The sequence below is a fragment of the Acidobacteriota bacterium genome, assembly GCA_020853395.1.
GTDB lineage: Bacteria > Acidobacteriota > Vicinamibacteria > Vicinamibacterales > SCN-69-37 > JADYYY01.
Map to the genome: position 1 here is coordinate 41,589 of JADYYY010000016.1, position 14,614 is coordinate 56,202.

Annotated in this window: 6 protein-coding genes and 1 CRISPR repeat array; of the genes, 1 reads left to right on the forward strand and 5 read right to left on the reverse strand. The window is 64.3% G+C overall.

Annotation, left to right across the window (positions count from 1 at the left end):
* Positions 1 to 5: 5 nt before the first annotated feature.
* The 5 genes from csx17 to cas2 form a co-directional block, all read right to left on the reverse strand.
* Positions 6 to 2,753 (reverse strand): type I-U CRISPR-associated protein Csx17, encoded by a 2,748-nt coding sequence (gene csx17, locus IT184_15030; GenBank protein MCC7010118.1) that lies wholly within the window; start codon positions 2,751 to 2,753, stop codon positions 6 to 8.
* 2 nt (positions 2,754 to 2,755) lie between these two features.
* Positions 2,756 to 6,040, reverse strand: coding sequence for a hypothetical protein (locus IT184_15035; protein MCC7010119.1), 3,285 nt, complete (start codon positions 6,038 to 6,040; stop codon positions 2,756 to 2,758).
* 50 nt (positions 6,041 to 6,090) lie between these two features.
* Positions 6,091 to 7,202, reverse strand: a protein-coding gene (locus tag IT184_15040; protein ID MCC7010120.1) for an IS3 family transposase whose coding sequence is annotated in 2 segments (ribosomal slippage) — positions 6,091 to 6,944 and positions 6,944 to 7,202 — 1,113 coding nt in all. Because the reading frame shifts where the segments join, the coding sequence is not laid out codon by codon here.
* A 71-nt stretch (positions 7,203 to 7,273) separates the two neighbouring features.
* Positions 7,274 to 10,855: a CRISPR direct-repeat array (repeat unit 36 nt; unit sequence GCTTCAATGAGGCCGCGGTTCATCAACCGCGGAAAG).
* A gap of 179 nt (positions 10,856 to 11,034) precedes the next feature.
* Positions 11,035 to 12,735: a CRISPR-associated endonuclease Cas1 gene (gene cas1, locus IT184_15045; protein ID MCC7010121.1), complete on the reverse strand. Its 1,701-nt coding sequence runs from the start codon at positions 12,733 to 12,735 to the stop codon at positions 11,035 to 11,037.
* Between the two features lie 97 nt (positions 12,736 to 12,832).
* Positions 12,833 to 13,126: a CRISPR-associated endonuclease Cas2 gene (gene cas2 / locus IT184_15050; protein MCC7010122.1), complete on the reverse strand. Its 294-nt coding sequence runs from the start codon at positions 13,124 to 13,126 to the stop codon at positions 12,833 to 12,835.
* A gap of 166 nt (positions 13,127 to 13,292) precedes the next feature.
* Between cas2 and IT184_15055 the strand changes: the two genes are divergently transcribed.
* Positions 13,293 to 14,426, forward strand: coding sequence for a hypothetical protein (locus tag IT184_15055; GenBank protein MCC7010123.1), 1,134 nt, complete (start codon positions 13,293 to 13,295; stop codon positions 14,424 to 14,426).
* The last annotated feature ends 188 nt before the right edge of the window (positions 14,427 to 14,614 follow it).

Consider the following 14,614-nt stretch of genomic DNA (forward strand, 5'->3'; position numbering starts at 1 on the left):
TCGGTTCAGACGGTTGCGTGTTCGGCGATTGTTGAGCGGTCATCATTATCCTCTCGGGTTGGTCTGATGATCAGCCTTGCGAGATCCGCCGCGAACGTAATCGGCACGAGAAGCAGCCCCGCCAGACGACAACAGTCCGCTGTTGAAAGCACGAACCCGGCGGAGAAGCTCCGGCTCGTCGCGAACAGCGGGGGATAGCCGACCTCGTGCAGGCGGCGGGCGGCGGCGGTGCACGCTTCTTCCCCACGTCCGGCCATCAGCAGATCCAGGATGTGAAGGTTACCGGGCGCATGCGGCTCGGCCCCGTTGCGTGCCTGACCAGGCCTCGGCGGCAGTCGCCCGCCAAGGAAGCACAGTTTCAGCAGCGCGTATGCGCGTGGCAGTTGCGCCGCAGCGTCCAACCGAGCGAGCCAAGCGCTGGTCATGTCGGCTTGGTCGTCACTGTCGGCATGGAAAGCCGTATTGTCCGAGTTGCTGTTTCCGTCTTTGAAGACCACGTCGCCAACGACTCCTGGCGTCGTGACCTTGATCGGTCGCCACGGACGAATCAGTGCGAAGGCGTGGAGCAGCTCGCCGAGACGGCCGTCGTCCATCTCACCTTGCCACAGCGCCAGCAACTCGCTCGGCCCAGCGCCGTAAGGAGAAAAAAGGGGCAAGCCCTTGCCGGAGCCTGCGTGAGCATCAATCAGCCGGCGTTGCAGCACCGATGCACAGTTGATGAGAATGTCGTGCCCCCGTAACCAGACGGCACGTCCACTCTCGGGCTCCCACTTCCAAGACGCTCCCTGCTCTGCGCGGACAGCCCGAACGAGGTTTTCCCGAATTGGTCCCACGGCACTCGCCTCGGGCCGTCGTGAGTGCTCCGATCTCTTGCCCCAAGCGCAAATCGTACCGACTGCGCGCGCCAGGCGCCATTCGGTTGTACCGTCGTCCCACAAATCCGCAAGCTTCGGGGGATTCGACGGGGCCACGTGTTTCAAGCGGAGCCAATCGTAGGACAAGGAAGGCGCACACGGAACGTTTGGGCCGTCCTTTCTGTCAGGCATCTTGCCTTCGCGATCGTGAATTCGACCATCAGTGATCGCGCACTCGCACTCTAGCGCCGCGACCGCGACCGCGACCTTCATCAGGCGTACAGGCAAATCGGTCGTCAGCTCGGCGTCCTCCGCCCTGTGCGACTGCAGTCCTACCCGGGATGCGTCGAAGATGGCCTCCTCCAGGCGCCGACGGGCCGCGACAATTCTGCGCGGCTGGGAATCACTATTGACAATAGCCCACCTGCCGGACGCATCGAGTACACCCTCTTCGTAGTCGAGGACATCGTTCAACAGTTCGAGGTCAGAGTCGGGCGAGACGCCGTACAAACCGAGCGGCACGGCGAGCGTGGAGGTCTGATCCTTTTTGCCGAAGGAGCCGCTTCGTCGTAGCAGACCGTACCGCTGGAACGCCGCGATGCCCCGATCGCAACCATGGCGGCCAAGGGCACGCACAAACTGTGTAGCGAGTCGCGCATCGTGCCCGCTCACCTGTATTCGCCCCTCCGAGAACAGAGCTGTGAGGTCGCGCAGGGTCGCCGGCTGGTTCCAGACAGGACACCAGGCCTCCCCGGAAGAGATTCCCTTTGGAGACCCCTCGATCTCCGTCGCGCCGGCTGCTGGGTTGCCACCCAATGAAGATGCGCAATAGAACGGGAAGGCGGGCGTTGCCTTGCGGGCATTCATCCGCCGAGCCATGCTACCAGCGAAGAGCAGAACACCTTCAAAAAGAAGAACCACATCCCATGCGGCACCCCGGCAACCGCTTTCAAAGCCCTGTCCGCTGTTGGGAGTCTCTTTCCGGGACGGGTAGAAGAGTCCGATCGAGTAGGCGTAGGATAGATTGCCATTTCCAGGGACGCCCCAGAGTGCTGTGGCCAGCCACTGGCGCGCATCAGCCGACCTGCGGGACAGGACGTCTGCGAGCGCGGTATACAACCGCATGATCATTCCGCCGCTGCCCTCCGCCGCTCCGTCGCCGAGTAAGGAGAACCATTGGCGCTCCTTGCGGAAACGGTTGGTCGAGATTTTGGGGTGACCGACGGTGTCCAGCCACGTCGTGACACGACGATCGTCGCTCGCATTGCGCGTGCGTTCGATGAGTCGAGCCTGAGCTGCGCTCTTTCGCCCGATATTGCGGCCCTGTTCGCTTTCGGTATTCAAAGCCTCGAACAACGGTGGATCGTCGATGCCCTTCAGCTCGTCGACCCATTTGGTCATGTCACTCGAGACCGTGAGACTGAATTCGTGAGCGAAATCTCGAATCGCCGATCGATATGCGCTTGTGCCCGGCCCGGAGTGTTGAAGAACGGCAGATAACGCTCTTTGAGCCGCCCTATCTCGGTCGATGGTCTTCTTGCCCTGTTCGCCCGCCTTGGCCTTCTTCGCAGCCTTCTTCTGTCTGTCGTATGGCAAAACGGCTGTGTTCTTCTGCCATGGAGCGAGGAAGGGACTGAACTCGCAGGCTTCGAGTAGGAATGTCTCGAGCCACGCTCGCCGTGCTGCTTCGTCCCATGGAACGGGACAGGACGAGCCGGCCTCACCCGCCGGGATGCGGAAGCTGGCGTTGTCGGGGAGCCACAAGTGAAAGACGCCGTGCTTCCACCAGCAACGCACCTCAGCCGAAATCTGTTCGGAGACAAGTCGGAAGACGCCCAGTGCCTTCAGGTAGTCGCCAAGCGGTTCGGGGGCGCATCCGTGGAGTTGCAGCGTCGCCATGATCAAGCGTCCCGCAGACCTGTCGCCAGGATGCTGCCTGCAGCGGCCGACGCACGCTCGTCAGCTGCCCGAACCAATGCTTCAAGGTACCCAATGCAAAACGGTCCATAGGTCTCGAGCAGTTCTCGGGTTCGAGCGGCCCACGAGGCGCCATAGCGCGCTGAGCACAGCTCCATGGAGTCGAGCGATAGCACTAGGGCAGGCGTCATCACCGCTTGAGCCAAATCGGTCGGTGTATCCGGCGACGGCACTCGACAGGCGCGAACGTCGTCTCCATCCTGGACTCCTTGACAGCGGCGAATCGGCTTGTCATTCACCCTTCGAGGGATCGGATCGCGCTGGCCAGGGTCGTAATCGTCTTCGGTCGATCGCAGGCCGAGCCGGATCTTGCCGTGGTGGCAAACCACAAGATAGAGCAACAGATTGAACCTCAGTCGATCCAGGTTCGCGATGGGGCCGAGCGCACTCCTGGCCTCGTGGTTGATGGCGAACGGGACATCGACGGGGTCGAGAGCCCTTCGCAACTCGTCGTCGAGCGCCAATGCCGCATGATCACGACAGGCCAGGCGCAACGTTTCGAGCAGAGCAAGCGCGCTGGCAAGCTCGTGGCGAAAGCCTCGGCGCCTCACGAAGGCACGGTCAGCTTCCCCGGTGTCTTCCTCGTCACGAAAGAACGACTTCCACGCCGCCTGAGGAGCCTTCGCGGGGTGATCTCCTTTTTGCAACATGGCCCATTGCTCGCGCGCCTCGTGCTTCAGCTTTGCCGGGAATTGTGACTGGGCCTTGCCCACGTCGTGCCATGGTGGCACGAAGCCGAGGGGCTTAACGAGGTCCGCCGTTGCCAAGGCGGCGCCGATCTCAGCATCGCCCAGAATGACAGCGAGTTCCCGGGCCACGTCGATGCTGTGCTCATGAATGCTCCGCCAGGCCGCGATGGCATTCTCGTCGTCGTCGACACCTCCGTCCTCGTCGTTCGATTGGGCGACACTCGATCGTTGACACGGCTCCGGTATCGATGCCGTGTCTCCGTTCCACCCCTCAACTGAGTCATATCCGCCTGCGTCCCTGTGGAGAAGAAATAGCTGGCCGGGATAGATGCGGTTGGGATTCTTCAACCCGATCCAACCCTTCCGCCAGTCCCGCATCCAAATCCGGTCTTCACCTTTCTTCTTCAACTCGTCAAAGAAGGCGCGAAAACGCCACGATGCGACCGGGCACAGCTCGTCGCGTGTCGGCAGAAGCTTCTTGAACGGACAACCAGCGCGGGGACCGCTCTTCCACATTTCCGTCGCGCCCAACCCGGAATCATCGTCGCGCCAGAAGACGAGCACATCGAGGTCCTCGCCGTCGCGCATGAACGGCGCGACGTCAATGTCGGCCCCCGAGAGGTCTGGCGTCGTGTCGAATAGATTGAAGAGATCCCGCGTCTGAGGGACGAGTCGAGGATCGAAGGGAAACGCTGTTCGAACCTCCGGTGAATCGCCCAGATCCGAGCGGCCGATCAGGGCGACCACGATTTGGCCAAGTGATACGTCAATCGCGTTCGCAGTGCCAGGCGGCCGGACAGCGCTGCTTCGCCAGCGAGATCGGCGCGACCGGTTAGGCATGCGAAGGCTCCGTCGTCCTGCACGTGGCGGTGGCCAGACGGGCGGGCGCCTACCTTCTGCTTCGATCAGCACATCGCGACAGGCCTTGATGTCCAGAGCCTCATAAGGGCGCGCCGCGGCATCCTGTCCGGGCGAGGTCGCTTCGCGGAGCTTTTCGAACGCGCTGAAATCGATCCAGAACGCTTGCCCCGATTCGCCAGCGCGACGCGCGCATCGACCCAGGCGCTGGATCAAGGACGCCAGGGGACACAGTTCCGTGTACAGCACTGAAGCCGAGATGTCGACGCCCGCCTCGATAACCTGAGTGGCGACGATGATCCGGGGGCCGGAATGGCGCCCCTCTCCTTTCTCGAATGCTTTGAGCTTGTCTGGCCAGTTGGCGCGTTCATGGCCTCGGAACCGCGAATGGAGCAAGAGGAGGTGGTCATCGTCAAAGAGAACATGCTGCGATGTGCCTTTCCTGAGTGCCTTCAGGGCCCGATAAACCGCAACGGCCCGCTCGACCGTGTTGCAGATCACGAGTGTCAACAGATCTTCGGTTTCTTCGATATCGCCGGCCAACCGCTTGCCGGTCCGATTTCGCGAGTCCGCCAGGTGTGTGGCGACCGCGTTCGCGTACTCTGCCCAAACCGGCTCTTTGTTCTCACCAGCCGAAGCACGCAAGTCTATGGGAGCGCGATGGAGGGTCTTGGGGATGGTAAAGAGTTCTGCGGACTCCTTCTGCCGATCCAGCGTCAGCCGGTCTTTCCAGAGCGCCTCGACGCAGCTCCGCATCGCCACTGACTTCTTGAACCAATGTTCCGCGGAGGTGGCGCTCATCCACCACGAGTACGCTGGCACCAGCGTCGCACAAGTTTTCTCTGACTGCTCGCCGCAGTCGGAGCGCTGCAACGCTAGTTGCTCTCGCCACGCCTGAAGCTGAAGGCTCGTGGTTAACCCACTGCTCATGACCTGCACTTCGTCCAGCACCCACAGGCAGTCCGCGTTGAGCAGGCCGAAATGCATGGGCCATCGGTAACGGCTCATGCCGTAGCCACGATTCAGCGCACGAGAAAGGAGCATGTCCTGCGTGCCAATGATGACGGCCGGCCTCTCAGGGTAGAGATCCCAACTACGCCGGCGCGCATCGAGATCCTCACCGCCCATCAGGACGATGGGCGAATGCTCTGCCAGCCAGGCCAGAAGCCGTGACGAGGGTGAAAGGCGGGTAACCAGAAACGCTTCAATTGGGACCTGCCGCGTACCGTCCTGGAGCGATGTGCGAACCCGTTTCGCATCCTCGCCGGAGAGCTGAGCGATCCGTTCGTTCACCTTGGCTCGTTCCGGGGTGTCGTCGCTCGATGCAGCCAGCGCCAGACGCAGCAGCCAGAGCAGAACATCCTTCCTTTCGACCTGCTCGACGAGCGTACGCATCGGGAGGCAGTACACGAGACGCCGAGGCCAAGCCGCGTTCTGGAGCACGACGCGGTTCCATAACCAGGCGAAGACTACACCGGCGGTCTTACCACAGCCCGTAGGAATGTTGATGAGACGGGACGCGCACGCGTTCCCCTTCTGCAGCGTTTCGGGCCTCGTCAAGTCGGCCTCCGCGCCGCAAGCGAGCCGGCACTGCCAGTCCATTGGCGCGAAGCCCGCGGCTGCCTTGACGAACGCACGAAAGTCGATTGCCTGCTGCGCCATCACTTATCTCGGGAGAACTGACGTCACCCCGCCTTGAGTAGCGGAATTGTCTAGAGTCCGGCGGTTACTTTCGCCGCGTTCGTCGCCGCCGTCAACTGCCGCGCATAGGCGGCGGGTGTGAGCCCGCCCAGTCCCTTCTTCGGCCGCTCTTCGTCGTATTCCCGTCGCCAGGTCTCGATGACGGCCTGCGCATGGGCCACGCTGGCAAACCAGTGCTCGTTGAGGCACTCGTCGCGGAAGCGCCCGTTGAACGATTCGATGTAGGCGTTCTGCGTGGGCTTGCCCGGATCGATCAGCTTCAGCGTGACGCCGCGCGTGGGCGCCCAGGTCAGCAAGGTGCGCCCGCAGAACTCCGGGCCGTTGTCCGTCCGCAGCACCTGCGGGAGGCCGCGGGTGATGGCCAGCGTCTCGAGCACGCGGGTGACCGATCCACCACCCAGCGCCCGCGCCGGCACCACCGCGATCGCTTCCGTGGTCGCGTCGTCGACGATCGTCAGGCCCTTCAGCACGCGGCCCTCAGCGGTCCGGTCGAAGACGAAGTCGGCTGACCAGACCTCGTTCGGGGCTTGGGGCCTGGCCAGCGGCTGCCGATCGGCGAGCGGGACCTTCTTCCGACGCCGACGTCGCACCTGCAGCCGCGCCTCCGCGTAGAGGCGCTCCACGCGCTTGTGATTGACCAGGCGGCCCTCCTGCCGCAGCTTCAGGTAGATCATCCCGGCGCCATACCGGCGGTGGCGGTGCGCCAACGCGACGATGCGGCCGAGCACGCTGGGGTCGGGGTCGGGCCGCGGCACGTAGCGGAGCGCCGCCGCACTCATGTGCACGACGCGCAGCGCGTGCCGCTCGCGGAGTCCGCGGGCCACCATCGTCCGCACCACCTCGCGTCGAGCCGGTGCGGTCACCACTTTTTTCGCAGCACCTCACGGGTCACCTCGTTTTTCAACAGGGCGTCCGCGAGCAGCTTCTTCAGCCGGCCGTTTTCGATCTCGAGCTCCTTCAGGCGCTTGGCGTCGGAGACGCTCATGCCGCCGAACTTGCTCCGCCAGAGGTAGTAGCTGCCCTCCGAGAACCCGTGCGTCCGGCACAGGTCCTTCACCGGCAGCCCCGCATCGGCCTCCCGCAGGAAGCCCACGATCTGCGCTTCCGTGAACCGCTTCTTCATCGCCCGACCTTTCGCTAGGCCGGACTCTAAACCGAAACGCTACTCAGATCGGGGGAGACGTCAATGGTGCCGCTTCAATGAGGCCGCGGTTCATCAACCGCGGAAAGGAACGGTCCTTCCGGCTCAAGATCCGGCACCAGTGGCTTCAATGAGGCCGCGGTTCATCAACCGCGGAAAGCACCTCCCGCCCCTCACGCGCCGCCAATGTGCCGGCGCTTCAATGAGGCCGCGGTTCATCAACCGCGGAAAGGCGACGGACGGCACGGCGCTCCTCGCCGATCTCGAGCTTCAATGAGGCCGCGGTTCATCGACCGCGGAAAGCTTCGCCGACTGGTACGAGGCCCAGCACACGACCCAGCTTCAATGAGGCCGCGGTTCATCAACCGCGGAAAGCCGGTGGAGCCGCCCGAGAGCGTCGCGCCGATCTTGCTTCAATGAGGCCGCGGTTCATCAACCGCGGAAAGCGACCTGCCCGTGCCCCAAGTCCACGCGGGGCCACTTGCTTCAATGAGGCCGCGGTTCATCAACCGCGGAAAGGGCTTTCGACGGAAACAGATCCTCGATCAGGCACCCGCTTCAATGAGGCCGCGGTTCATCAACCGCGGAAAGGCGGCGGCACGACGGCGAAAGAGATCAGCCAGTTCGCTTCAATGAGGCCGCGGTTCATCAACCGCGGAAAGGTCCGATCTCCACGGAAGATCACCAGCACACTCGGGCTTCAATGAGGCCGCGGTTCATCAACCGCGGAAAGGTCGCCCGAAACTGTCGCACGTGACCCACGATCTTGCTTCAATGAGGCCGCGGTTCATCAACCGCGGAAAGGAACGTCTCGGTGACCCAGGTCTGCGCGTTGCCGTAGCTTCAATGAGGCCGCGGTTCATCAACCGCGGAAAGGAGGCGTTCGCGTTTCTGCGGCCGGCGCTGCCGGAGCTTCAATGAGGCCGCGGTTCATCAACCGCGGAAAGTCGACGTTCCATCAGTAGCGCATACGCCGCCCGATTGCTTCAATGAGGCCGCGGTTCATCAACCGCAGAAAGAGCGTCGCCGTCACCTCCGGTGATCCACCCCTGCTAGCTTCAATGAGGCCGCGGTTCATCAACCGCGGAAAGACGCGGGCCACAATCAGCGCCGCGTTCCACCGATCGCGCTTCAATGAGGCCGCGGTTCATCAACCGCGGAAAGTCGAGGTGGGCCCAATTCCCACGGACCGCGTGCCAGCTTCAATGAGGCCGCGGTTCATCAACCGCGGAAAGCTGATCGGCGGATGGGAGGACGACTGGATTGCCCGGCTTCAATGAGGCCGCGGTTCATCAACCGCGGAAAGCCATGACGATGCTGCGCCTGGCGCCTGATGCCTCGCTAGCTTCAATGAGGCCGCGGTTCATCAACCGCGGAAAGGTCGTGCGCCTTGCCCGGGAACGCGATGCCGTCCCCTTCGCTTCAATGAGGCCGCGGTTCATCAACCGCGGAAAGGCGGATCTCTGCCGGCTGCTCGGCTACCGGACGTACTCGCTTCAATGAGGCCGCGGTTCATCAACCGCGGAAAGGCGGCGGGCGCGATCGTCCCCTGGGATGCCGACGCGCAGCTTCAATGAGGCCGCGGTGCATCAACCGCGGAAAGCCCACCGCAGCGCCGGTGCCCATCAGATAGCTGGCGCTTCAATGAGGCCGCGGTTCATCAACCGCGGAAAGATCGGGCGGCGCTACGACCTGCTCGGCGAAGTGCTGCTTCAATGAGGCCGCGGTTCATCAACCGCGGAAAGCGTGCGATGGGTCCGGTACCAGTCGGCGAACGTGGCGCTTCAATGAGGCCGCGGTTCATCAACCGCGGAAAGGATCTCGTCAATGGTCGCGTCCGTCCCCGTGCGCGCGCTTCAATGAGGCCGCGGTTCATCAACCGCGGAAAGCGGTCTGGGTGATGATCTTTTCGCCGTCCGCGTCCGGCTTCAATGAGGCCGCGGTTCATCAACCGCGGAAAGCAGTCCTGGATCGTCACGAGCCCGGCATCGTCCGCGTCGGGCTTCAATGAGGCCGCGGTTCATCAACCGCGGAAAGGGATGCGGGCTTTACCATCGATGTCCCGGAGATTGCGGCGCTTCAATGAGGCCGCGGTTCATCAACCGCGGAAAGAGGGTCTTGTAGCTCTCGGCCAGTTGCTCTTCGTGGCTTCAATGAGGCCGCGGTTCATCAACCGCGGAAAGGGCGCAGGGAGGATTGTGCGATGGGGTATCTCGACGCTTCAATGAGGCCGCGGGTCATCAACCGCGGAAAGCCGGGGTCTCGCCGAGCGCAAGGTGCTGTCGTGCCGCTTCAATGAGGCCGCGGTTCATCAACCGCGGAAAGACGTCAATAGCTGGAGCGACTACCTGCGTCTCAGCTCGAGCTTCAATGAGGCCGCGGTTCATCAACCGCGGAAAGAATCGCCACATAACCCCCGGAAGTCGACCGCATCGACGCTTCAATGAGGCCGCGGTTCATCAACCGCGGAAAGTTGGCCGCACTGATCCACCGCTAACTCCCGCGCGGTAGTCGGGCTTCAATGAGGCCGCGGTTCATCAACCGCGGAAAGGCGATCGACGCCGTGCGATCGCGGCAGGGCGCCGTGCTTCAATGAGGCCGCGGTTCATCAACCGCGGAAAGTACACGCACGGCCGGCCGGCCTTGTCCTGTCCCATGCTTCAATGAGGCCGCGGTTCATCAACCGCGGAAAGCCCACGCCGGTCCTCGCCGCAGCGAAAGGAAAGTGTTGCTTCAATGAGGCCGCGGTTCATCAACCGCGGAAAGTGACGCACAACTATTGATCAGAAGCTCGAGGGGGTGCTTCAATGAGGCCGCGGTTCATCAACCGCGGAAAGGACACGCAACTCCTTTCCCTACAATCACTTACCGTTGGCTTCAATGAGGCCGCGGTTCATCAACCGCGGAAAGCCCCCACCTCCGAACCTCGTCTATCGCGTTCTGCGTGAAGCTTCAATGAGGCCGCGGTTCATCAACCGCGGAAAGCGCTCATCGTGGCCGGGTTGAAATCGGCGCGCGCTTGGCTTCAATGAGGCCGCGGTTCATCAACCGCGGAAAGCAGCGCGCGGGCGGCGCGTCGCGGGCGGGCGATGTGCTTCAATGAGGCCGCGGTTCATCAACCGCGGAAAGAGATACCACGTGTGACCGTCGTCGGTGCTCGCCAAGCTTCAATGAGGCCGCGGTTCATCAACCGCGGAAAGCCGACGATCCGATCCCCCGGCGCTCCTCGCCGTAGTGCTTCAATGAGGCCGCGGTTCATCAACCGCGGAAAGACGAAGGCGTTCAGCGGCCAGTCGCCGCGCAGCGAGCTTCAATGAGGCCGCGGTTCATCAACCGCGGAAAGGCGTCGAACGCCGACTGGCTGTCGAGGGCGTCCTCGCTTCAATGAGGCCGCGGTTCATCAACCGCGGAAAGCTCTTGGGGAAACTCGCCCCGCACCTTCGCGATGTAAATCGCTTCAATGAGGCCGCGGTTCATCAACCGCGGAAAGCGTGCCACGTGTCGAGATAGCCGCCGTCCTGCACGGCTTCAATGAGGCCGCGGTTCATCAACCGCGGAAAGTCGGCACCAACTACGGACTCGTCTACGACAGCACCAACGCTTCAATGAGGCCGCGGTTCATCAACCGCGGAAAGGGCTGACCGGCTAAGTATACCGTTTTCAACGACCTGCAAGGCCATTCGCGAGTGCCACGCCGCGGGACACGCGCGAGGAACCGCGCGCTGGTTGCGAACACCCCGGAACTGACTGACACCAAAGAACTTCACCCCTCGCGAGCGGTTGCCGCAGTCTGGCGATCACCTCGCCGCTCGCGTCACCGCGTCTCGAACGTGGGATACCGGTCGATCTCCCCGCAGATGAACCGCGCGAGGAGCCGAGCCTGGATTTCGAGCACGCGGCGGTAGCTGACACGGTAGTCGAACACGGGATGGGTGACAAGCGCGTCCATCCGCTGTTCGTACGCGCGCAGCAGCCCCTTCCGGCCCCCCGGCGTCAGCGACACGGCAGGCCCGGCCCGCACGAAGTCGTTCGCCTGCACCATGCCGGTGTTGAGCGCCGTCAGCACCGCCGAGTCGGCGACGAGCGGGCGGAACATCTCCATCAAGTCGAGCGCGAGCGCCGCGCGGCCGAAGCGCGGCTGGTGGAAGAACCCCCAGTAAGGATCGAGCCCGACGCTCGTGCAGACGATCGTGAGGTCCTTGGTGAGCAGGCTGTAGGCCAGCGAGAGCAGCGCATTCACCGGATCGCGCGGCGGACGACGGTTCCGGTGCTCGAATCGCAACGGCTCGACGCCGCCGTTGCCCACCTTGATCATGCCGCCGAAGTGCTGGAAGTAGAGGCGCGCCGCCGTCCCCTCCAGGCCGAGCAGCTCGTCCAGCCCCTGCGCGCGCTCGGCGGCGACGGCAAGCGCCCTCATGCGCTCCAACACCGGCCTCGGCGGCTCGACGTGATTGCGCTGGAGCAGCGTGCGCTGATTCCGGATCTTCGCCGCGGTGATCCGGCTCGCGACGGCCCGGCAGAACACGGGCTGATCGGCACGGCGAAACTGCTCCGCGCGCAGGTACGCATTGCGGATGCCGAGCCCCTGGGTGAGGCCGTAGAACCATCCGCCACCCGAGAAATACGCGATCGGCTTCTCCGACTCGCACAACGCGTGCACGGCCGGCGCGCTGACGGTGACGTTGCCGAAGACGTTCACCTGGCTGACGTCGATCAGCCGCGCGTCCTGCGCGACCTTCCGATCCCGATCCCGGATCTGCAACGTCTCGCCAGCCTTGCCGATCGAGAACCCCTGGCCGACGACGTAGAGCGGGCGCAGGTCGTCACGGGAAGGCACGAGCCGGCGGACTTCGGGCGGCAGATCAGCGGCTGCGGCCCGCGCCGGCTCGATCAGCCAGGGCTGCACGGTGTCGTCTTCGGCCGGCCGCAGCCTGGCCACCGCGGTTTCGTCGGGTAGGCAGATGCCGACCAGCGAACAGCGCGGGCACTTCGGGCTGTCGAGGAGCGGCGGCGGAATCACGCCCGCGCCGGCGAGCGCGCGGGCCGCGTCCACCTGACGCCGGACGTCGGCGGCCACCTCGTCCGTGATGCGGACGCGCACGCGCTGCTTCGTCGCCGCGTAGTAGAGGACGCCTTCGTCGCAGGCGTAGCCGTTGGCCCTGAGAATCACGGCCTGCGCGGCGATCTGGATGCGATCCGCCGGCCAGGCCTCCGGCCCATCGTCGGCGTCCATCGGCCGGCCCTTCTTGTAGTCGACCGGTATCGCGCGGCCCGCGGCGACGTCCACGAGATCGAGCTTCGCGATCAGACGCAGGTCGTCGGAGGCGAGCTGCACGGATCTCGCGGAGCCCGCGACGCCTTCGGCGACCTCTTCTGGCGGCGGCAGCGTGTCGGTGTCGACATCCACGGTGCCGTGCCGCAGCGAGCCTTCGACGGTGTCGGTGTTGTGGGCGAACACGCTTTCGACCCACTCGTAGTAGAAGAGCCGTGGACAATAGACGAACTCGTTGAGCATCCGTGCCGGCAGGTAGTCGGGAAGCGGACGGGAGCCTGGAGCCTCGCCGGCCATGGCGGCAGGAGACGTCGCGCCGGACTCGCGCGCGGCCACCACGCTATCCCGCGATGATGCAGGGCGCATCGACGAGTGAATACGCCTTGCCGAGCGATGCGATCACACGATCGCCGCGACCATCCGAAGGGCCGAGGTCGACGAAGAGCACCTGATCTTTGCGGTGGTCGATGATCTCGCCGAGCGCATGGCGGCAGCGGGCGAGGTCCATGCCGCCGAGCTGGCACTCGAAGATCGAGTACTGGATCCGATCGCCGAACCCGCGCATCGTCTTGTACACCCGCGCGAGCCGCTTGTCGTCGCAGATGTCGTAGCAGACCAGGTAGGTCTTGCGCATGGGAGGGCCCGAGCGAGGTTATCGGCCGGCCGCGCGCCCCGCTGTAGGAATGCAGGGCGTCACGAGTCGAAAACCGTCGCGCGTCACGCGGCCGACAAGTCCTGCCGATGCAATGACATGTAAAGGGCCTGCCGCTCACTACGGACTGCCAAAACGGGTAGATGCGATGGAGATCCATGCTGTGGGGCTCGACCAAAACAGGTTGCGCATGCCGACCCAATCCGTCGAACCGCGATGCAAACCTTCCGCTTCCGCACACCAGTCTGGTGCAGCGGATGCCTCGATCGTCTGTTCCGCACGACCGCATCGTCTCCTTCCTCGAGCATCATGGCTGGCGGTCGCCAGCATCATCCCTTCCCGTCGATCGCAATGTGGCGGATCGGCGCGGCGAATCTGGTCCGCGCGTGATGCGAACCGCCTCCAAGCCCGATGCAAACGTCCTGGCACCATCCACCAAACTTTCAGCGGTTTCAGAAATCTTCAGGATCGGCAGAACGACTTCGGGTGTGTCCCCCTGCCAGGATGCCTGCAAGGAGGCAACACCATGACCCGACACGAACGAGTCCGATACGAAATGCTGTTGAGAATCCGCGATTTCGGGACCGCTCACCGCGAGCTGTTCCCGGAGTCGTTGTCCGGCCAGCGGGCATTCGCCGACGTGGGGCGCGCCATCGAGCAGATCGAGGCGCACAGCACGGCACGGCTCACTGCTGGCCGGGAGAGCCGCCGATCCAAGGCGGCGAGGCGCGCCGCCATGCTCGATCGGATGCGCGCGATCGCGCGGACGTCGAAAGGCGTTCGCACGGCGGCCGGCACCGCGCTCGCGTTGCCGATGCCGGTGAGGAAGGCCGACGTCGCGGTCCTGACCGCGGCCCGTTCCTTCCTGAGCGAAGCCGAGGCCCATCACGATCAGTTCATCAGCCTCGGCCTGCCCCCCACCTGCTCCAGCGAGCTTCGCGAGGCGGCCGACGCCTTCGACGCCGCGCTGGCAGACCGGCGTGCCGGACGTTCCACGACGGCGGCCGCCCAGGCGGGCATCAGGGCGGCGCTGACCCTCGGGGCCAAGGCCGCCAGGACGCTCGACATCGTGGTGGTCAACACCGTGGGGCACGATCCCGTCCTCATCGCCGCCTGGCGGCGCGACCGCACGATCGTCGAAGGCAAAGGACAGGGAGGTGCCACACCCGGCAGCGGGGACGCGGCGCCGGCGATCGTCGCGACGATGCCGGCCGCTGAAGCGAGTGACGACGCGCCGGCTCAGGCGCACACGACGGATGACCCGTTGCGGCGGGTGTCATGACGTGCCGTTGGTACCGAACCCGCTCCGGCGAGACGTGGCTGGACGGGACGCGCTGACGATGGCGGGGGTCGGGCCGCCGTGCCTGGCCCCCGCACGTTGAACGTGCATCGGGCCTCTCAGGCCATCGCGACCTCCCGGAGCCGAGGCAACGAGCTCTCGTTTCCGACTCCTTGTCGCCACCAATAACC